An 18458-nucleotide genomic window follows, 5' to 3' on the forward strand; every position below is an offset into this window, starting at 1 on the left:
CGTGCCCCCCACGGCGCACTGTTCCCAGTCTAGCGGATTTCCAAAAGCTCCACATCGAAGATGAGGGCCGAGTTGGGGGGTATGTTGGGGCTCGGGCTGCGCTCGCCGTAGGCCAGGTGGGCCGGGATGAAAAGACGGCGCTGCCCTCCCGCCCGCATCCCTACCAGGCCCGAGTCCCAGCCTGGGATTACCTGGCCCGCCCCCAGGGTGAACTCGAAGGGGGTGCGCCCGGGGCGGCAGGAGGAGTCGAACTCCGTGCCGTCGACCAGCCGCCCGATGTAGTGGACCCGCACGGTGTTGGAGGTGATGGCCTGGGGACCCTGGCCCTCCTTGAGGTCTTCCAGCCGGAGGGTGGTTATGCCCTCGTTGGTCAGGCCCGCGGCCGCTGCCGGGGGCCGGGCACAGAGGCCGCCCGCTGCCTGGCGCTGGCCCAGGAGAAAGTAGGCCCCTGCCCCAAGGGCCAAAACCACCCCGGCCAGAAGAAGGTAACGTCTCATGCTGCCCATTCTAAAGGGGGCGCAGCCCCCAGCTCGAGGCTGGTACGGTGGGCGGCTTCCACGAAGGAGGTTGCCCGGGTGGGGGTTTTTCTGTGCGGTGAGAGGCCAGACAGGCGGCGACGGTGGACGGCGGTTTCCTGGTCTACTAGGCTATGTAGGGTGCGCACAGGGCTTGCCTTGATTCTGGGGCTTTCGCTGGCGCTGGCCGCCCCGCCCGCGCAGCTCCTTTCCGGCCATCGGGCCCCGGTGGGGGCCGTGGCGGTGGGCCCGGATGGGCGGCTGGCCCTGGGGGCCGACGCCTACGTGCAGCTTTACCACCCCTCTGGGCGCTTCCAGCGCACTTTGGTTCACCCCGATACTGTTCGTGCGCTGGACTTTGCCCCCGACGGCACCCTTCTGAGCGCCTCGGCTGACGCTGCTCTTCGGCTCTGGCGCCCGGATGGCAAAGGACCTCCGCGGGTGTTTCGGGGGCACCGCGACCAGGTCTGGGCGGCCCGCTTCAGCCCCGATGGGCGGCAATTTGCCAGCGGTGGGGCCGACGGGGCGCTGCGGCTTTGGCAGCCCGAGGGCCAAAGCCAGGCCCTCGAGCTAGGACGCGGCTTCGTCTACGGGGTGGCCTTTGCCCCAGGGGGGCGCCTGCTGGCCGGGGGTGGGCAGGATGGTCTGGTGCTGTGGAGCCCAGCCGAGGGCCGCCACCTCCCCCTTCTGACCCCGGCCTCGGTGCGGGCCCTGGCCTGGGGACCCCAGTACCTGGCCAGCGGCGACCGTGAGGGGTTCGTTCGGTTTTGGGAGCCGACGGGCCGCTTTGCAGGGCAGTTCCTCGGCCATCGGCTGGCGGTGAGCGCGCTGGCCTGGGGACCTGGGGGGCTGCTGAGCGGGGGGCAGGATGGACGGATCGTCCTCTGGGCGGGGGAGAGGGCCCGTTGGGTCCTTCGTGGAAGTCCGGTGTTGAGTCTGGCAGCGGGAGGGGAGGGCTTTTTGAGCGGTCACGACGATGGGCGGGCCCGGCTTTGGCGCTGGGGAGGGGAGTTGCTGGCGACCCTCGAGCCCCCCGCGGCCTCGGTGTCGGCGCTGGCCTACCAACCCGGTGGGGCTCTGCTGGCCAGCGGGGGCTGGGAAGGGGAGGTCTGGCTTTGGGACCCTCGGGGCCGGCCGGTGCGCAGGCTCGAGGGGGCCGGGCTGGAGATCACAGCCCTTGCCTTCAGCCCAGACGGGCAGTACCTGGCCGCGGGCAGCCGCGATGGGTGGGTGCGCCTCTACCAGGTGGAAAGCGGACGGCTGGTGCAGGCCCTGGCGGCGCACGGGGAGGGGGTAGGGGCGCTGGCCTTCACCCCCGACGGGCGGAGTCTGGCCACCGGCGGGCGCGACCGGCTGGTGGGCCTTTGGGACTGGAGGAGGGGGGAGCGGCGGCTCGAGTTCCGCGCCCACGAGTCCCACCTCACCGGGCTGGCCTTCGTTCAGGGAGGCCGTCGCCTGGCCAGCGCCAGCAGCGACGAGAGCCTGGCTTTCTGGGCCCTGTCCCCCGAGGGGGTGCGGCTGGAACGCCGGATCAAGACCCCCTCCGGCCTCCACGGCCTGGCCCTGAGCCCCGACGGACGCACCCTGGCCACCGCCGGCCGCGATGGAGCCGTAAGGCTTTGGGAGGCTCGGACCGGTGCCCTTCTCCGCACGCTAAGAGGCCATACCGAGGCGGTCCGGGCTCTGGCCTTTGCCCCCGATGGACAGAGGCTGGCCAGCGTGGGCTGGGACAAAACCCTATATCTTTGGAGCGTGCAGGGCGACCTCTTGGGGACCACCCCTGGCTTCGTCCGCCCCCTTTATGCCGTGGCCTGGGGCGGCCTTCTGGCGGTGGGGGGCGGCACCCTGGACCATGGCGGGACCATCGCCCTGTTCAGGCCCTAAGGGCCCTCTGGCCAGACCCGTCCGTAGGCCCGCACCTCTCCTTGGGGAAAGGCCCGCTCCAGAAGCCCTCGCAGAAAGCACCCGGCCGGGGGTAGGAGCCCGCGGCAGCTCGAGTTCACGTACACGAAAGCGTAGCGGGGCGGCCTGGGCGACTGGCTGTAGGCGAGTGTTCCCTCGTATTCAGGAAAAGCCTCGTAAAAAAGCGAAAGCAGCCCTTCCAGCAGCCCCTGGGCCTCGGGCAGGGGGGCCTCGCCCTTGGGCCGCACCCACAGGGTCACCACCTTCAGGGCCACGGCCCACCTCCAGAGGCCAAAAGCCGGGCCAGCCGCTCCACCCCTTCGGCCAGCCTGGGGCCTGGCCGGCCTAGGTAGGCCTCCTCCAGGGCGAAAACCTGCTGCCTTCGCACCGCCGGAATATCCAGCCCCCGGCGCAGCACCAGTTCTGGTCTGAGCCGCCGGGCCCCGCACCAGGCCACCACCACCACATCGGGCTGGGCGGCCTCCACCTCAGCGGGGCTCAGGGGCTTGGAGCGCACCGGCAGATGGGCAAAAGCGTTCTGCGCCCCCAGGGCCTCCAGCATCTGGGTGACCCAGCTATCCCGCCCGGCGGCGATCATGGGCTTGGGCCACCACTCCACCATCACCCTGGGGGGGCGCTCCCAGGCTGGCAGGAGCGCCCTGGCCCGGTGAATCCGCTCCTGCATAGCCTCCACCACCTGCCTCCCCCGGGCTTCTACCCCAAGCGCCCGGGCCACCTGCAGGATGTCCTCGTAGACCCCCTCCAGGCTTTGGGGATCGAGCACCAGGTGGGGAATGCCGCGCTGTACCAGCCCCTCCACCACGCGCTCCATCCCCGGTACGCTCAGGCTGGCCAGCACCAGGTCGGGCCGCAGGGCCTCTACCTTGTCGAGGTCTACCTGGAGGTCTGGCCCCACCCGGGGCAGCCGGGCCACCTCGGGGGGGAAGTCTGAGTTGTCATCTACCCCTACCAGCCGGTCTAGAAGGCCGAGGGACCAGATGATCTCGGTGTTGGAGCAGGTGAGGCTCACCAGGCGCATAGGGTTATGCGTATTATGCACCCCCTGCTAGCGAATGATTTGTGGTACCACCCGTACCTCTCGGGTCTGCCCCTCGCGCCAGACCTTGAGGGTCACCGCCTCGCCCTGTTTTTTGGCCAGGAGCACCGCCCGCAGGTCGTTGATGTTGTTGATGGGGTTGCCATCGGCCTCCAGGATGATATCGCCGTTGACACCGAGCTCGATGATCTGGCCGCTGCGTAGCTGAAGCTGCACCGTGCGGGTAGCAGGCCGCAGGCCAGCCCGCTCGGCGGGGCTGTTCCGTTCTACTTGCTGGATCATCAGCCCTGAGTCGGGCAGGCGGTTTTGTCGGCGGATGTTCTCGGGGTACTCGGCCATGGAGAGCACCGAGAGGGTCACCCCCAGGCGGGGCCGGGAGCGCACGATTTCCTCGGCGGTGATGTTCTTCCCAGCCTTGAGGTCGGCCAGGTACTGCTTGGCCAGGTTGATGGGGATGGCGAAGCCAATGCCCGCCGACTGGGCCCCGCCCAGCGCCCCAGTGGTGCTGTAGATGAAGGTGTTGATGCCGATTACCTCGCCCCTCGAGTTGAGCAGGGGTCCCCCCGAGTTGCCCGGGTTGATGGCGGCGTCGGTCTGAATCACGGTGGGCACAAAGGCCCCCTTGCCGCTGGCGTTGCCGTCGTTGGGGTTGCGCCGGATGGCCGAGACGATGCCCTCGGTCACGGTGAACTCGAGGCCGAAGGGGTTCCCCATGGCGATGGCCTTCTGCCCTACCCGCACCTGGTCAGAGTCGCCCAGCCGCATGGGTTTGAGCCGCTCGCGGGGAGCCTGTACCCGGATGAGGGCCAGGTCCAGCGGCTCGGCGGTGCCCACCACCCGCGCGGGGTAGCTTCTGGGGTCGTTGTGGAAGCGCACGGTGATTTGGTCGGCCCCCTCGATCACGTGGTAGTTGGTGAGGATAAGACCGTCCTGGTCGATCACGAAGCCCGAGCCGGAGCCCTCCTGTGGCTGGGGTTGCAGGAAGGGAGCGAAAAACCCCAGGTCGCGAAGCCGCGGTGTGCTGCGCACCGCCACGAAAACCACCCCGTCCCCGCTGCGCTGCACCACCTCCATGGTGTTGCGCTCGTTTTCCAGGAAGGCCCGGTTTTGGTCGAAGGGCTGGGCCTGGGCCAGGGGTTCTGAGGTTGCGGGGGCCTGGCTTTTGCTCAGGTTGAACCAGGCCACCCCACCCCCTACCACCAGGAGGAGCCCCAGGAGAATCGTCGAAGTGCTTCTCATCGACATCTAAAAAACCTCCTGTTCTTAGTGTAGCGAGCCCCGGTGAAGACGGCGTGAAGTGGATTTATGAAAAGACCACGGTCTTGTTGCCGTAGACGATAATGCGGTCCTCCAGGTGCCACTGCACCGCCCGGGCCAGCACGGTGCGCTCGAGGTCGCGGCCCAGGCGCACCAGGTCGGCCACGTTGTGCCGGTGGGAGACCCGCACCACATCCTGCTCGATGATAGGCCCTTGGTCCAGCTCCTCGGTCACGTAGTGGGCGGTGGCCCCGATGATCTTCACCCCCCGCTGGTAGGCCTGCTTGTAGGGGTTGGCCCCCACGAAGGCCGGCAGGAAGGAGTGGTGGATGTTGATGATGCGGTTGGGGTAGTGGGCCACGAAGGCGGGCGTGAGGATCTGCATGTAGCGGGCCAGCACCAATAGGTCGTTGCCCTGCAAAAGCTCCAGCATGCGGGCCTCGGCCTCCTCTTTTCTGCCCTTTTCCACCGGTACGTGATGGAAAGGAATGCCGAAGCGCTCCACCTCAGCCCGAAGGTCGGGGTGGTTGGAGATGACCTGGGTGATGGTGCAGGGGAGCTCCTTGTTGCTGTGCCGCCAGAGGAGTTCCAGAAGAGCGTGGTCGTAGCGGGAGACCAGGATGGCCACCTTCTTCACCTCGGCAGCGTAGGCAATGCGCCAGTCCATCTGGAAGCGCTCGGCCACCGTCTCGGCGAAGGCTTTCTCCAGGATTTCGCGCGAAACATCCAGGTGCGGGGTCTGGAATTCCAGCCGCATGAAGAAGAGCCCCCCTTCGGGGTCGGTGGAGTGCTGGTCGAGGGCGGTGATGTTGGCCCCGTGGTGAAAGAGGAAGCTCGAGACCGCGGCTACGATGCCGGGCCGGTCAGGACAGGTGATGAGGAGGCGCGCGGTGGTCTCGGACCGCATACCGGATAAGGCTATCGGCTTTTAGAGCGGAGCTCAACCGGATTGCAGCAGGAAGCGCGCCATACCGGGGAAACGCCGGGCCCAGTGGGCCTCGTGGTGGGCGCCTGCGGGGTCCTCCAGGTAGTGGTAATCCACCCCCAGGCGCCAGCCCTTCTGCAAAAGCAGCCGGTGCATTCGGCGCACATCCTCCAGGTAGCGGCGGCTGTCCACCCCGGAGAGGCTTAGCTCGAGGTGGCCCACGTCCATGTAAAGCCGGCCCGGTGCCCGGGGGGTCTTTTCCACCAGGTGGTAGATGGCCCCTTCAGCAAACCAGAAGGAGGGGCTCATCACCCCAGCACCCCCGAAGACCTGGGGGTAGAGGTGGTAGGCGCAAAGGCTGATAAAGCCCCCCATCGAGGAGCCCGCGATGGCGGTATGGGCGCGGCCCGGTAGGGTGCGAAGCTCGTCGTCGATGAAGGGCTTGAGGGTTTCCACGATGAAGCGCAAATACCGGGCCCCCCGGCCCCCCCCATACCGGGGGTCGCGGAAGGGGCTGTACTCGTCGAGCCGCTCCAGGCCCATGTTGGGGATGCCCACCACGATGGCCTCCAGCCCTTCCCTGGCCAAGGCCTCCATGTTCTCGTCCACCTGCCACTCCCCCACGTAGCTGGTGGCCTCGTCGAAGAGGTTCTGCCCGTCGTGCATGTAGAGCACCGGGTAGCGCCGCTCGCTTTGGCGGTAGGAGGGGGGCAGGTAGACCCGGATGTCCCGCTGGTTGCCGAGCTCCGGGCTCCGCAGGCCTTCGAAGACCCATACCTCGCCCACCACGGTGTGGCCGGGGCCCTGGGGGTGGGGGGTCCAGGTCGAGGAGGCGCGCACCAGGCCATTCTACGAGAGACGGGTTTTGTTGGTTGGGTCAAGGTTTGCTTGGTTCTTTTCGAGAAGACTCAAAGTGTGCGCGCTCTGGGCTTTGCGCTAATATTTTCCGGCCTGGCCCTGGCCTGCACCACCCCCTTCTACCCCACCGACCCCAGCCTGCGCTGGCGCTACCGCGTCTTGAACGACAACCAGGTCTACACCCAGAGCTTTGTGTCCAACGGCCCCAACGCCCTGCTGGAACGGCGGCAGTTCGCCGACCGCACTGAGACCACCCCCTGGAGCTGCACCCCGCAGGGCCTGCAGGCCCTGCCCCAGGAGGAGCGCCCCATTCCAGGCGGCAGCGTGCGCCTGACCCGGCTGGCGGGGGTGGTGCTCCCGAGCGGCCGCTGGCAGGTGGGGGAGAGCTGGACCTACCGCTACGAGCTCAAGGGAAGGGTGGCCTTCCTCGAGTTCACCGGCTTCCTCGAGGTCGAGAACCGCGTGGTGGCCCGGGAGACCGTGGTGGTGCCGGCGGGGCGCTTCGAGGCTTTGCGGGTCGAGGCCACCTTCAAGGGTGAGTTCGGCCTGGCCTTTGGAGGGCGCGCCACCTACTGGTTTGCCGAGGGGGTGGGGGTGGTCAAGCAGGTGAGCGAGGGGAGTTTTGGCGGCATAAGCAGCGAGCTAATCGAGTTCCGGCGCTAGCTCGCCGTAAAGCCGGGCGCGAAGGCGGGCCCTGACCCGGGGCCACTCCTCGTCCACAATCGAGTAGACCGCGGTGTCGCGCACCTCCCCGGTCGGGTAGATCTGGTCCTTGCGCAGGATGCCCTCCAGGGTGGCCCCCAGCTTCTCGATGGCCCTTCGGCTCCGCAGGTTGCGGGCATCGGCCCTGAGCTGCACCCGGATGGCCCCCAGGGTTTCGAAGGCGTGCTCGAGCAAGAGGTACTTGCTCTCGGGGTTGACATGGCTGCCCTGGAAAGGGGTGAAAATCCAGGTGGTGATCTCTACCGAGCGATGGGCCGGGTTGACCCGCACATACCCGGTGCGCCCGGCTATTCGGTTGCTGGCCCTATCCAGAATAGCCCAGTTGACCCGGTCGGGGGCCGCGAGGAGCGAGCGGATGTACTCCTCCATGGCAGCCAGGGTGGCCTCGCGGGGGGTGAGGGCCATGTAGCGGAGTGCTTCGGGGTCGAAGTGCTCGAGCATGGCCGCGGCGTGCTCCAGCCCCAAAGGTATAAGCCGCACGAAGCGCCCCTCCAGGGGAATGCTCTCGTGCCACATATGACCCAAGGCTACCACTGTTTTGGGCTAGACTGGGGGTGTGATTCGCGTGGGCGTGCTGACCATCTCCGACCGGGAGGCGCGGGGCGAGGTGGAGGACCAGGCCTATGCCGCTGTCCGCGAGGCCCTGGCTCTGGGCCCATACGAGATTACCCACTACGAAATCGTTCCTGATGAGCCTGCCCAGATCAAGCGCGTCCTGAGGCTCTGGACCGACCGAGAGGGGCTGGATGTGATTCTTACCAGCGGCAGCATCCGCCTAAGCAGCCGCGACCACGCCCCCGAGGCCACCCGGGAGATGCTCGAGAAGGAAGCCCCCGGCATCGCGGAGTTGATTCGACGCGAAACCTACAAGAAAAACCCCCTGGCTGCGCTCTCGCGGGGGGTGGCCGGGGTGCGGGGCAAGACCCTGATTGTCAACCTGCCCGGCGGACCCCAGGCCTGCCGCGACTCCCTGGAGGTCCTTTTGCCCCTGATTCCCGAGGCGGTGGAGCGCATCACCGGCCGCCCGGTGGGCCAGATGGCCCAGTCCTTCTGGTTTGACTAGTCTGCTATCCTATTGCGGTGCGAGCATCGCGTCTGGACGTAAAAGCCACGCTTCGTGAAGCCCTGGTTGAGGCGCTGCAGGGCCTGGGCCTTGGCGAGCTGCCGGAGGTGGTGGTGCAGGAGACCCCGCCGGATAAGCCGGGCGACTACGGCACCCCGGTGGCCATGGCCCTGGCCCGCCATTTGCGCAAGGCCCCCGCACAGATCGCCGCCGACCTGGCCCAGACCCTCCAGCCTCCCCCCTGGGTGCGCCGCGTTCTGGTCCTGGGGGGGTACCTGAACTTCGAGCTCGAGCCGGCCTTCCTGGTAGAGAACGCCACCCAGCCCCTGCCGCCCTTTCCCCCCAAGGAAGGCAAGGTGCTCTTGGAGCACACCTCGGTCAACCCCAACAAGGAGCTTCACGTGGGCCACCTGCGCAACATCTGCCTGGGCGACGCGCTGGCCCGCATCCTGCGCTTCGTGGGGCACCAGGTGGAGGTGATGAACTACATCGACGACACTGGGCGGCAGGCGGCCGAGAGCCTTTTCGCCCTGGCCTACTTTGGCCTGGGGGCCCCCTCGGGGAAGTACGACCACTGGGTGGGGCAGGCCTACGTGCGGCTTCACCGGGCGATGGAAGACCCCGCGGCAAAGGCCCGGATTGAGGAAGGGGTCCAGGCAACCCTGCACCGGCTGGAGGCTGGGGAGCTCAGGGCCGAGGTGGAGCGGATTCTGAAGGCCCAGCTCGCCACCATGTACCGCCTGGGGGCCGAGTACGACCTCCTGGTCTGGGAGTCGGACATCGTGCGGGAGGGGCTTTTGGAGAAGGCCATGCGGGCCCTGGAGGCCTCCCCCTACGTCCTGCGCCCCAAGGAGGGCAAGTATGCCGGGGCTTTGGTGATGGACACCAGCCCCTTCATCCCGGGGCTGGAGGACCCCTACCTGGTGCTCATCCGCTCCAACGGCACCTCCACCTACACCGCCAAGGACATCGCCCTGCAGTTTTGGAAGATGGGGCTTTTGCAGGGCCTTCGCTTCCTTCCCTACGATACCCAGCCCAGCGGGGCCATCCTGTACAGCACCCATCCCGAGGGCCAGCCCATGCCCTTTGGCGGGGCTCAGGAGACCATCAACGTGGTGGACGCCCGCCAGAGCCACGCGCTGCGGGTGGTGCAGGCCTCCCTCGAGGTCGAAGGGCGGCCCGACCTGGCCCAGAAGTGCTTCCACCTGGCCTACGAGACCGTGCTGCTGGAGGGGCAGCAGATGTCAGGGCGCAAGGGCATCACCATCTCGGTCGACGAGGTGCTGGACGAGGCGGTGCGCCGGGTGCGCCGGGTAATCGACGAGAAGAACCCCGGCCACCCCAGCCCCGCCGAGGCTGCCGAGGCGATTGGGGTGGGGGCGGTTCGCTTCGCCATGCTCAAGACCGAGGCCAAAAAGCAGATCGACTTTCGCTACGAGCAGGCCTTGAGCCTGGAGGGCGACACCGGGCCCTACGTGCAGTACGCCTACGCCCGGGCCGGGGCCATCTTGCGCAAGGCAGAGGAGATGGGTCTGGGGGAGGAGGCGCCGGACTTCACCCAGGCCACTTCCTACGAGGTCGCCCTGGCCAGGACCCTGCTGCGCTTCGCCGAGGTGGTGCAGGACGCCGCGCGCAACAAAGCCCCTCATATCCTGGCCCAGTACCTGCTGGATCTGGCCGCGGCCTGGAACAGCTTCTACAATGCCAAAACCCCCGAGGGCCGTCCGGCCACCCCGGTCCTCACCGCACCGCCGGGGCTGCGGGGGGTGCGGCTGCGGTTGGTGGAGGCCCTGCGCACAACCCTACGGCAGGGGCTCTGGCTTCTGGGACTGAGGGCCCCCGAGGTGATGTAGCTAGGGGGTGTGGCTCGAGCCAAACTGGTTGAAGAGCACGAAGCCCAGCAGGGCGAACCACAAAAGCAGCAGGATCAGGTTGCCCCAGCGCTGCCAGAAGGAGGGGCGGGGCGTGGGCCCGGTCACCTGGGTGGCCAGCACCTCGGGGTCGTTGCCGCTTTGCAGCCGTACCGGTCCCGCGCCGGCCTCGAGCGGTAGAGCATAAGGACGCGGATTTTCCGGCACCTGGCTGCCGATGGTCACCACCACCGCGCTGATGTTGTCGGGGCCGCCCCAGTCGTTGGCCAGCCGGATGAGCTTGGCCACCGCGGGTTCGGGCGGGTGGGTGAGGATCATCTCGGCCAGCACCCTGTCTTCCAGCACCCCGCTTAGCCCATCGGAGCAGAGCAGGAACACATCCCCGGGCCGCACCTTCAGGCCCACCAGGTCTACCCGGGCGGCAGGGAAGGAGCCTAAAGCGTTGGTGATTACGTTGCGCCAGCGGTGGTTGCGGGCCTCTTCTTCGGTCAGCAGGCCCTGGCGTACCCGGTCGGCCACCCAGGAGTGGTCCTGGGTAAGCTGGGTTAGCTCGCCGTCGCGCAGCAGGTAGGCCCTGGAGTCCCCCACGTGGGCGATGAGGGCGTAGGGTAGGTCGAGCCACAGGGTGGTGCAGGTGGTGCCCATGCCGCGCGACTCGGGCTTTTGTCCGGCTAGGTAGATGGCCTCGTTGGCGGCCTCATAGGCCTCCAGGAGCCCCTGGGGCGAGGGCTCGCTCCGGCGCAGCATCTCCATAATCCGGCTCACCGCCATCTGCGAGGCCACCTCGCCGGTGCGGTGGCCGCCCATGCCGTCGGCCACGATGAAGATTCCCCCATAGGGCATCACACACTGGGCGACGGCGTCCTCATTCAGGGCGCGCTTGCGGCCAGGGTCGGTCAGCGCTGCCGCATACACCATCGGGAGGCTTTCCGAACCTGGCATACTAGGCGCATTATAGGCCAGGCCGGACCGGAGTAGGGCCAAAAAATCACACCGGCTTCAGTATGAGCGTTGTATCACTTTCAGCCCCTGCCCCTCCAGGAAGCCCACCAGCCAGGCCACCGCGGCCTTGACCCCTGGGGTCGCTAAGGGGGCCCCGAAGCGGGCGAGGCCCACATAGAGGCCGTGGGCGCTGGGCCGGGCTTCCAGGAGCACATCCTGCACCAGGTCCTCTTCATCCAGGTGGGTGAGAAAATAGTAGCCCTCGGGCAGGGCGCGGGCGGCCTCGAGCAGCACCGCCGTGCCGCCTTCGAAGCGGACCACGGTTTTGGGGAAGCTCTCCAGTAGGGGCAGTTTACCGGACATCAGGGCGTGGGGCATGGGGTACCTCGGAAGCGGTGGCCAGGGGTCGGGGTCCTCACCCTTCTTACGGAAGACCGCGTGGTAGAAGCTGCGGCCCTGCTCCTTCCACTTGAGGGCGTACTTGGTGGTGAGGTGGTGGGGGGGCGGGGGCGGGGTTTCCACCGTGTACAGGCCGCTGGCCAGGGCTTCGTCCTGGGCAAAGCGCCAGTAGGCCTCGTGGTCGGTGGTGAGGAGCAGCTCACCCCCCTCGGCCAGCCGGGTGGAGAGCCGCCGGAAGAATTCCCGGCGCAGCAGGCGGTTTTCCTGGTGCTTGGCCTTGGGCCAGGGGTCGGGGAAGTTGACGTAGACCTGCTTTAGGCTCCGGGGGGCCACCAGGTTCCTGAGGGCAAAGGTGGCCTGGCCATGGTAGACCACGACGTTTGCTATGCCCTCTCGTCGGAAGCGCCGGATGGCCCGGGCCACCGAGGCCGCCGAGACCTCGGCCCCCAGGATGCGCCGCTGGGGGTGCAGCCGAGCCAGCGCTGCGGTAAAGCGCCCGTCGCCAAAGCCCACCTCGAGCACCTCGGGAGCGGGGTCTAGGGGGAAGGGGCACTCGCCCACCCGAACCAGCACAAAGGTGCATTATAGAGCCTTTAGAGGGGTGTTTGGGAATGGTAGACTCTGGCTTATGGCGGATGCAGGTCTCGAGCAAGCCTTCGCCAAGGTACGGGCCCTTCTGGAGGGCGACTTTGAGCATCCGGGGCTCACCCTGTACGACCTGCAGAACCTGGTGGGCTACAACAGCCGCCTCAAGACCGATGGCCCCCTCTCCTACACCCTGCCGCCCGAGCCGGCGTTGAGCGGGGTGGCGGCGGTGCGGCTTTACTACTACCCCAAGGACCCTGAGGTCACCCTGATCGTGGAGATTGAGGACAAGGCCCGCAAGCGTCACCTGCGCCACTTCAAGTGGAACGGCATCTCCTGGACGGCGCCCCGCGGTCTGAAGTCCGATCTAACCGCTACCCGCGAGGTGCTGCCGGCTATCGAGGAGGTAGGGGGCGACTTCTTCCTGGGCTATGCCCCTGAGGAGGCCAGGGAGCTGGCCGAAGCCATCCGCCGGGGCGAGGCCGCGGGGGCCAAGTACATGCTCTGCACCCGCGACAACACCAGGATTTTCTACGCCCCCACCAGCTCCCCCCCCACCGTGCCCTGCCCCCGCTGCGGCAACACCCACATGATCTTCAAAACCCTCACCCTCTCCACCCCTGAGGACCGCATCGAGACCCTCCTGCGCGAGCAACGGGCCTTGCGCACTGCGCTAGAGGACCTGCTTTTGTACCTGAAGCGCAAGCTGGGGCCCTAGGGGTTGGGGGGCGCTGCGGTCGGCCGTGGCCGACGAGGGGCCCTCTGATGCGGCTTTGCCATTTGGTAAAAGTTTTTTATGAGCTGTAAAAAACGGGTTTCCTTACGATTCCGGTCATCCTTCTGCGGTAATGTAAGGCCGATGACAAAGAACCGCCCTGGTCTGGCCAGGGGGTCTTTGCCCCACGGGAGGCCGGTATGGTTGAGGACCGCGAACTGATCGCCGCTCGAGCCGGGCTTTCTGCTGAGGAGCAGCTACGGCTCGAGGACCTCGAGAACCAGGAGTGGCGCGAAAGCCTGGAGTATGTGCTGCGGAGCGCGGGGCGCGACAGGGTGGCCCAGCTCATGGAGATGCTGGAGAACTACGCCTACCGCATGGGCGTGGTCATCCACGACAAGGTCAACACCCCCTACGTCAACACCATCGCCAAAGAGCACGAGCCGCCCTACCCAGGCGACCTGGAGCTCGAGCAGCGCATCGCCAACATTCTGCGCTGGAACACCATCGCCATCGTGCAGCAGGCCAACAAGAAGGCCGAGGGCATCGGGGGGCACATCTCCACCTACGCCAGCATCGCTGAGCTGATGGAGATGGGCTTCAACCACTTTTTCCGGGGCCCTGAGTCCCCCGACCGCGACCTGGTCTTCTACCAAGGGCATATGTCGCCTGGGGTTTACGCCCGAAGCTACCTGGAGGGCCGCCTCAGCGAGGCCGATCTGGCCAAATTCCGCCGCGAGCTTCTGGGGGGGCCTGGCCGGGGGCTTTCCAGCTACCCTCATCCCTGGCTGATGCCCGACTACTGGGAGTTCCCCACCGTCAGCATGGGCCTGGGGCCCATCCAGGCCATCTACCAGGCTCGCTTCATGCGCTACTTGGAGGAGCGCGGTCTCAAGCCCAAGACAGGGGCCAAGGTCTGGGCCTTCCTGGGCGACGGCGAGCAGGACGAGCCCGAGACCACCGGTGCGCTTAGGGTGGCGGCCAACGAGGAGCTGGACAACCTGGTCTTCGTCATCAACGCCAACCTGCAGCGGCTGGACGGGCCGGTGCGGGGCAACTCCAAGATCATTCAGGAGCTGGAATCGCTCTACCGCGGCGCTGGCTGGAACGTGATTAAGGTGGTCTGGGGCAGCGCCTGGGACGAGCTTTTCGCCCGGGATACGGAAGGGGTGCTCCTGGAGCGGATGGAGCAGCTTGTGGACGGCGAGAGCCAGCGCTATGCGGCCTACGGAGGGAAGGAGCTGCGGGAGAGGTTCTTCAACACCCCGGCCCTCAAGAAGCTCATCGAGGGGATGAGCGATGAGGACCTGGACCGCCTCACCCGCTCGCGCGGCGGCCACGACAACCGTAAAATCTATGCCGCCTTCAAGGCCGCGGCCGAGCACCGGGGTTCGCCCACCGTGATCATCGCCCGCACCATCAAGGGCTACTGCCTGGGCCCCACCGCCCAGGCCAAGAACGTGGCCCACCAGGTCAAGAAACTCACCCTGGACGACCTGCGCGAGGCCCGTGACCATCTGGGCATTCCCATTCCCGACGAGGAGCTGGAGAACACCCCCTTCTACCACCCGGGCCCCGACTCCCCCGAGGTGCGCTACATGCTCGAGCGCCGCAAGGCCCTGGGGGGGCTCATCCCGGTGCGGCAGGTTAAGGACTACCGCATCCAGACCCCGGACCTGGCCTTTTTCGAGGAGTTCCTAACTGGCTCCGGAGGGCGGGAGATCTCCACCACCATGGCCTTCGTGCGGATGCTTACCAAGCTGGTGCGCCACCCCGAGGTGGGCAGACTCATCGTGCCCATCGTTCCCGACGAAGCCCGTACCTTTGGCATGGAGGGGGTGATTGCGGCGGTGGGCATCTACTCGCCAAAGGGCCAGCTCTACACCCCGGTGGACGCCGGTACTGTGACCGTCTACCGCGAGTCCGAGACCGGCCAGCTTTTGCAGGAGGGCATCAACGAGGCAGGGGCCATGTGCAGCTTCATCGCGGCGGGCACCGCCTACGCCCACCACGGCATTCCCACCATTCCTTTCTACATCTTCTACTCCATGTTCGGCCTGCAGCGGATTGGCGATCTGGTTTGGGCCGCTGCCGACCAGCGCACCAAGGGTTTTCTGATGGGGGCCACGGCCGGCCGCACCACCCTCAACGGTGAGGGGCTGCAGCACGAGGACGGTCACTCCCACCTTCTGGCCCTGCCGGTGCCCAACCTGATGGCCTACGACCCTGCTTTTGCCTACGAGCTGGCCGTCATCCTGCAGGATGGCATGAAGAGGATGTACCAGGATGGGGAGGACATCTTCTACTACATCACCCTGATGAACGAGAACTACCCCCAGCCCCCCATGCCCGAGCCCCGCGAGGAGGTTCGCCAGGGCATCCTCAAGGGCATGTACCTCTTCCGCAAAAGCGAGCTCAAAAAACCCAGGGCCCGGGCGCAGCTTTTGGGCAGCGGCACCATCCTCAACGAGGTCCTCAAGGCCCAGGGCCTGCTGGAGGCCTATGGGGTGGCCGCCGACGTTTGGAGCGTGACCAGCTACAAGGCTCTTTACTACGAGGCCATGGAGACGGCCCGCTACAACCGGCTGCACCCTGGCGAAAAGCCCAGGCTGGGCTATGCGGCGCAGTGCCTGAACCCCACCGAGGGGCCCATCGTGGCCGCCTCGGACTACGTGAAGGCCCTACCCGATTTGCTCTCGGGCTACCTGAACCGGCCCATCCATAGCCTGGGCACCGACGGCTTTGGCCGCTCGGATACCCGCGAGGCCCTGCGCGACTTCTTCGAGGTGGACGCCCGGCACATCACCGCAGCGGCGCTTTCGGCCCTGCGGGCCGAGGGCAAGCTGAGCCTTCAGACCGTACAGGCGGCGTTCCGCAAGCTGGAGATTGACCCTGAGCGGGAGGCTGCGCACAAGCGCTAGCGCAGAGGACAGTATGGCCGAACTCAAAGTACCCGACCTAGGCGACAACGTGACCTCCGCTGTGGTGGTGGGGGTGCTGATTAAGGAAGGTGACACCGTAAGCGAGGGCCAGCCGGTTTTGGAGCTCGAGACCGACAAGGCGGTGATGGAAGCCCCAGCCCTGGCCAGCGGCACGGTCTCCAAGCTGCTGGTCAAGCCTGGGGACGAGGTGAAAAGCGGACAGGTCATTGCCGTGCTGAAAGAGGCCCAGCCCAGCCCGGGGGAAGCTGAACCGCCGGCAAAGGCCAGCGCCCCGCCTCCCCCCGCCCCGCCCCGCCCCGTCGGTCCGCCCTCGCCGGCCCCTGTGCCCGCCGGGCGGCGGCTTATCCCCGCAGCCCCCAGCGTGCGGCGGCTGGCCCGGGAGATGGGCGTGGACCTGAGGGCAGTGGTGGGCAGCGGTCCGGCCTACCGCATCTCCGAAGGCGACGTACGACGCTTTGCTGCTCAAGGCCAGAGCCCCCTTCCTGCGCCGCTGGTGTCCAAGTTGCCCGATTTTGCCCAGTTCGGTCCTGTTCGCCGGGAGGCCATGTCGGGGGTGCGCCGGGCCACGGTGCGCTCCATGGCCCAGGCCTGGAGTCTGGTGCCCATGGTCACCCATTTCGACAAGGCCGACATCACCCAGATGGAGGCCTGGCGCAAGAGGCTGGCCCCCCGGGCAGAGCAGCGCGGCGCCAAGCTCACCATGACCGCCATCTTGCTCAAGGCGCTGGCCGCGGCCCTGAAGGCTTTTCCCAAGTTCAACGCCTCCATTGATACGGAGAGGAACGAGATTATCTACAAGGACTACATCCACATCGGGGTAGCCGTGGACACCCCCGCCGGCCTGCTGGTTCCGGTGATTCGGGATGTCGACAAGAAGGGTATTTTTACCCTGGCTGCTGAGCTGGGTAGTGTAGCCGCCAAGGCGCGCGAGCGCAAGCTCGCTCCAGAGGAGATGCAGGGGGCTTCCTTCACCCTGTCCAACCTGGGGGGTATTGGCGGCACCGGTTTTACGCCCATCGTCAACTGGCCTGAGGTGGCCATCCTGGGGGTCTCGCGCAGCGCTATAGAGCCGGTGTGGAACCCGGAGAAAGAGGCCTTTGAGCCCCGCCAGATTATGCCCTTTTCGCTCTCCTACGACCACCGCCTAATTGACGGGGCCGATGCGGCGCGCTTCTGTCGCTTCGTGGCCGAGCTTTTAGAAGAGCCGGTTTTGCTCGGGTTCGAAGGCTAGAGGGTAAAGCCAAAACCGCCTGAGGAACTCAGGCGGTTTTTCTGGTCGAGGCGAGAGGATTTGAACCTCCGACCACTCCCACCCCAAAGGAGTGCGCTACCAGGCTGCGCTACGCCTCGAGCTCGGCTGGCCTGGGGTTGCCCGCAGGCGCAAACCCAAGTTTAGCCACCCGTGGGCCAAACGTCAACACGCAAGCTTGACCTGGGCCTTACCCCCCGCTATACTCATAACTCGCTGCGGGGGCGGTTAGCTCAGCCGGTTAGAGCGCACGCCTGATAAGCGTGAGGTCGGTGGTTCAAGTCCACTACCGCCCACCAGAAACCCAGAGCATCCCTGGTTTCCCCTCGCAATCGCCGGAGGAAGCCGCCTTAGCGCCCGGGGTGCCTCGCTCATGGTTGGTCCCGGTCATGCCCTATACTGGGGTGTTATGGCGCCCATGGCCAAGACCTCTCTACTCGCCCTTGCTCCAGAGGCGCTTCCCGGCGAGGGCTTTCGCAAGCGCCAGCTTGCGGCCTGGCTCTATGAGAAGGGGGTGCGGCAGTGGGATGCGATGACCGACCTGCCCAAGGCTTTTCGGGCGGAGCTGGCTGAGCATTACCGGCTCTCGGAGTTTACCGAGGTGCAGGCCTACCCCAGCCAGGACGGCTCGGTGAAGTACCTGTATATCCTCCTAGACGGCCAGAAGACCGAGGCGGTCTACATGCCCTACAAGAACCGCAGGACCCTTTGCGTATCCAGCATGGTGGGTTGTCCCGCGGGTTGCACCTTCTGCGCCACCGGCCGGATGGGCTTCGGGCGCAACCTGAGCGCGGCGGAGATACTGGACCAGGTTCTTTTTGCTGCTTACCACCAAAACCACTCGCCCCGTGAAATTCGCAACCTGGTGTTGATGGGAATGGGCGAGCCTTTGTTGAACCTGGAGAACGTTTTTTCCGCCATCGAGCGGATGCTGCACCCGCAGGGGCTTTCCATGAGTCCCCGCCGGATTACCCTCTCCACCGTAGGCATCCCCCGGGGCATCTACCGGCTGGCCGACTCGGGCCTGGGGGTACGGCTGGCGCTTTCTTTGCATGCCCCCGACGACGAGACCCGCAAGCAGATCATCCCCACCGCCCAGCGCTACCCCATCGCTGAGATTATGGAGGCGGTGCGCTACTACTACGCCAAGACCCGGCGCCGGGTGACCCTGGAGTACACCTTGCTCAAGGACCTCAACGACCGCGAGTGGCAGGCCCGGGCGCTGGCCCAGCACTTCCGGGGAATTAGCGCGCACGTCAACCTGATTCCCTGGAACCCCTGGCCGGGGGCGCCCCACCGGGGCACCCCCAGGGCCCAGATTCTGCGCTTCAAGGCAGTGCTGGAGGCCCAGGGCATTCCCACCTCGGTGCGCTTCAGCCGGGGACGGGATGTGGGGGCAGCCTGCGGGCAGCTCGCCCTGCAGCAGCCGGCATAGGGGCGCTTGCTTTGTTAACC

At 66.7% G+C, this 18458-nt stretch carries 17 protein-coding genes and 2 tRNA genes; 9 read left to right on the forward strand and 10 right to left on the reverse strand.

Features of this window, described 5'->3' with window-relative positions:
• Positions 1-29 precede the first annotated feature (29 nt).
• Positions 30-497, reverse strand: coding sequence for an FKBP-type peptidyl-prolyl cis-trans isomerase (locus DV704_RS00275; protein ID WP_114797561.1), 468 nt, complete (start codon positions 495-497; stop codon positions 30-32).
• 159 nt (positions 498-656) lie between these two features.
• Between DV704_RS00275 and DV704_RS00280 the strand changes: the two genes are divergently transcribed.
• A complete protein-coding gene (locus DV704_RS00280; RefSeq protein ID WP_233498180.1) occupies positions 657-2399 on the forward strand; it encodes a WD40 repeat domain-containing protein in 1743 nt (580 codons plus the stop codon).
• Here the strand turns inward: DV704_RS00280 and DV704_RS00285 are convergent.
• From DV704_RS00285 to DV704_RS00305, 5 genes are read right to left on the reverse strand one after another with little or no spacing between them, the layout of a single operon-like run.
• Positions 2396-2692: a hypothetical protein gene (locus tag DV704_RS00285; protein WP_369910778.1), complete on the reverse strand. Its 297-nt coding sequence runs from the start codon at positions 2690-2692 to the stop codon at positions 2396-2398. The genes DV704_RS00280 and DV704_RS00285 overlap by 4 nt on opposite strands.
• Positions 2683-3456, reverse strand: a complete 774-nt coding sequence (locus DV704_RS00290) for a cobalamin-binding protein (RefSeq protein WP_114797562.1) — start codon at positions 3454-3456, stop codon at positions 2683-2685. Before DV704_RS00290 ends, DV704_RS00285 begins: the two co-directional genes overlap by 10 nt.
• 27 nt (positions 3457-3483) lie before the next feature.
• Positions 3484-4719 (reverse strand): S1C family serine protease, encoded by a 1236-nt coding sequence (locus DV704_RS00295; RefSeq protein WP_114797563.1) that lies wholly within the window; start codon positions 4717-4719, stop codon positions 3484-3486.
• Between the two features lie 58 nt (positions 4720-4777).
• Positions 4778-5638: a formyltetrahydrofolate deformylase gene (purU, locus tag DV704_RS00300; RefSeq protein WP_114797564.1), complete on the reverse strand. Its 861-nt coding sequence runs from the start codon at positions 5636-5638 to the stop codon at positions 4778-4780.
• Positions 5639-5671: 33 nt separating this feature from the next.
• Positions 5672-6496: an alpha/beta hydrolase gene (locus DV704_RS00305; RefSeq protein ID WP_233498181.1), complete on the reverse strand. Its 825-nt coding sequence runs from the start codon at positions 6494-6496 to the stop codon at positions 5672-5674.
• Positions 6497-6571: 75 nt separating this feature from the next.
• On the opposite strand from DV704_RS00305, the gene DV704_RS00310 reads away from it, so the two are divergent.
• Positions 6572-7177 carry a hypothetical protein gene (locus DV704_RS00310; RefSeq protein WP_114797566.1) on the forward strand — a complete coding sequence of 202 codons (606 nt, stop codon included), beginning with the start codon at positions 6572-6574 and terminating at the stop codon, positions 7175-7177.
• On the opposite strand, the gene DV704_RS00315 is transcribed toward DV704_RS00310, so the two are convergent.
• The gene (locus tag DV704_RS00315) at positions 7157-7753 is read right to left on the reverse strand and encodes a GNAT family N-acetyltransferase (protein WP_114797567.1); all 597 of its coding nucleotides are present in this window, start codon (positions 7751-7753) and stop codon (positions 7157-7159) included. The genes DV704_RS00310 and DV704_RS00315 overlap by 21 nt on opposite strands.
• A 40-nt stretch (positions 7754-7793) precedes the next feature.
• Here DV704_RS00315 and DV704_RS00320 point away from each other — a divergent pair, with 40 nt between their 5' ends.
• Both DV704_RS00320 and DV704_RS00325 read left to right on the forward strand, forming a co-directional pair.
• Positions 7794-8300 (forward strand): molybdenum cofactor biosynthesis protein B, encoded by a 507-nt coding sequence (locus DV704_RS00320; RefSeq protein ID WP_114797568.1) that lies wholly within the window; start codon positions 7794-7796, stop codon positions 8298-8300.
• A gap of 17 nt (positions 8301-8317) precedes the next feature.
• Positions 8318-10153: an arginine--tRNA ligase gene (locus DV704_RS00325; RefSeq protein WP_114797569.1), complete on the forward strand. Its 1836-nt coding sequence runs from the start codon at positions 8318-8320 to the stop codon at positions 10151-10153.
• Here DV704_RS00325 and DV704_RS00330 read toward each other — a convergent pair whose 3' ends face one another.
• Positions 10154-11113, reverse strand: coding sequence for a Stp1/IreP family PP2C-type Ser/Thr phosphatase (locus DV704_RS00330; protein WP_114797570.1), 960 nt, complete (start codon positions 11111-11113; stop codon positions 10154-10156).
• 57 nt (positions 11114-11170) lie between these two features.
• Positions 11171-12085 (reverse strand): tRNA (guanosine(46)-N(7))-methyltransferase TrmB, encoded by a 915-nt coding sequence (locus tag DV704_RS00335; RefSeq protein ID WP_114797571.1) that lies wholly within the window; start codon positions 12083-12085, stop codon positions 11171-11173.
• 55 nt (positions 12086-12140) lie between these two features.
• Between DV704_RS00335 and DV704_RS00340 the strand changes: the two genes are divergently transcribed.
• The 3 genes from DV704_RS00340 (at position 12141) to DV704_RS00350 (ending at position 16985) form a co-directional block, all read left to right on the forward strand.
• Positions 12141-12815, forward strand: a complete 675-nt coding sequence (locus DV704_RS00340) for a hypothetical protein (protein WP_114797572.1) — start codon at positions 12141-12143, stop codon at positions 12813-12815.
• A gap of 197 nt (positions 12816-13012) precedes the next feature.
• Positions 13013-15733, forward strand: a complete 2721-nt coding sequence (gene aceE, locus DV704_RS00345) for a pyruvate dehydrogenase (acetyl-transferring), homodimeric type (RefSeq protein WP_114797573.1) — start codon at positions 13013-13015, stop codon at positions 15731-15733.
• Between the two features lie 13 nt (positions 15734-15746).
• A complete protein-coding gene (locus DV704_RS00350) occupies positions 15747-16985 on the forward strand; it encodes a 2-oxo acid dehydrogenase subunit E2 (protein ID WP_114797574.1) in 1239 nt (412 codons plus the stop codon).
• 42 nt (positions 16986-17027) lie between these two features.
• Here the strand turns inward: DV704_RS00350 and DV704_RS00355 are convergent.
• Positions 17028-17104: transfer RNA gene (locus tag DV704_RS00355), tRNA-Pro, on the reverse strand.
• A gap of 121 nt (positions 17105-17225) precedes the next feature.
• Between DV704_RS00355 and DV704_RS00360 the strand changes: the two genes are divergently transcribed.
• Together DV704_RS00360 and rlmN are read left to right on the forward strand one after the other, a co-directional pair.
• Positions 17226-17302 (forward strand) — tRNA-Ile (locus DV704_RS00360).
• Between the two features lie 110 nt (positions 17303-17412).
• Positions 17413-18438 (forward strand): 23S rRNA (adenine(2503)-C(2))-methyltransferase RlmN, encoded by a 1026-nt coding sequence (gene rlmN / locus DV704_RS00365; protein WP_114797575.1) that lies wholly within the window; start codon positions 17413-17415, stop codon positions 18436-18438.
• The last annotated feature ends 20 nt before the right edge of the window (positions 18439-18458 follow it).

This window comes from Meiothermus sp. QL-1 (assembly GCF_003351145.1).
Lineage (GTDB): Bacteria > Deinococcota > Deinococci > Deinococcales > Thermaceae > Meiothermus.

What these genes read in the sequence shown, in the direction of transcription:
- DV704_RS00275 (WP_114797561.1), bottom strand. Translation starts at nt 497, where the DNA reads ATGAGACGTTACCTTCTTCTGGCCGGGGTGGTTTTGGCCCTTGGGGCA.
- DV704_RS00295 (WP_114797563.1), bottom strand. Translation starts at nt 4,719, where the DNA reads ATGTCGATGAGAAGCACTTCGACGATTCTCCTGGGGCTCCTCCTGGTG.
- DV704_RS00340 (WP_114797572.1), top strand. Translation starts at nt 12,141, where the DNA reads ATGGCGGATGCAGGTCTCGAGCAAGCCTTCGCCAAGGTACGGGCCCTT.
- DV704_RS00330 (WP_114797570.1), bottom strand. Translation starts at nt 11,113, where the DNA reads ATGCCAGGTTCGGAAAGCCTCCCGATGGTGTATGCGGCAGCGCTGACC.
- DV704_RS00290 (WP_114797562.1), bottom strand. Translation starts at nt 3,456, where the DNA reads ATGCGCCTGGTGAGCCTCACCTGCTCCAACACCGAGATCATCTGGTCC.
- purU (WP_114797564.1), bottom strand. Translation starts at nt 5,638, where the DNA reads ATGCGGTCCGAGACCACCGCGCGCCTCCTCATCACCTGTCCTGACCGG.
- rlmN (WP_114797575.1), top strand. Translation starts at nt 17,413, where the DNA reads ATGGCGCCCATGGCCAAGACCTCTCTACTCGCCCTTGCTCCAGAGGCG.
- DV704_RS00350 (WP_114797574.1), top strand. Translation starts at nt 15,747, where the DNA reads ATGGCCGAACTCAAAGTACCCGACCTAGGCGACAACGTGACCTCCGCT.
- DV704_RS00315 (WP_114797567.1), bottom strand. Translation starts at nt 7,753, where the DNA reads ATGTGGCACGAGAGCATTCCCCTGGAGGGGCGCTTCGTGCGGCTTATA.
- aceE (WP_114797573.1), top strand. Translation starts at nt 13,013, where the DNA reads ATGGTTGAGGACCGCGAACTGATCGCCGCTCGAGCCGGGCTTTCTGCT.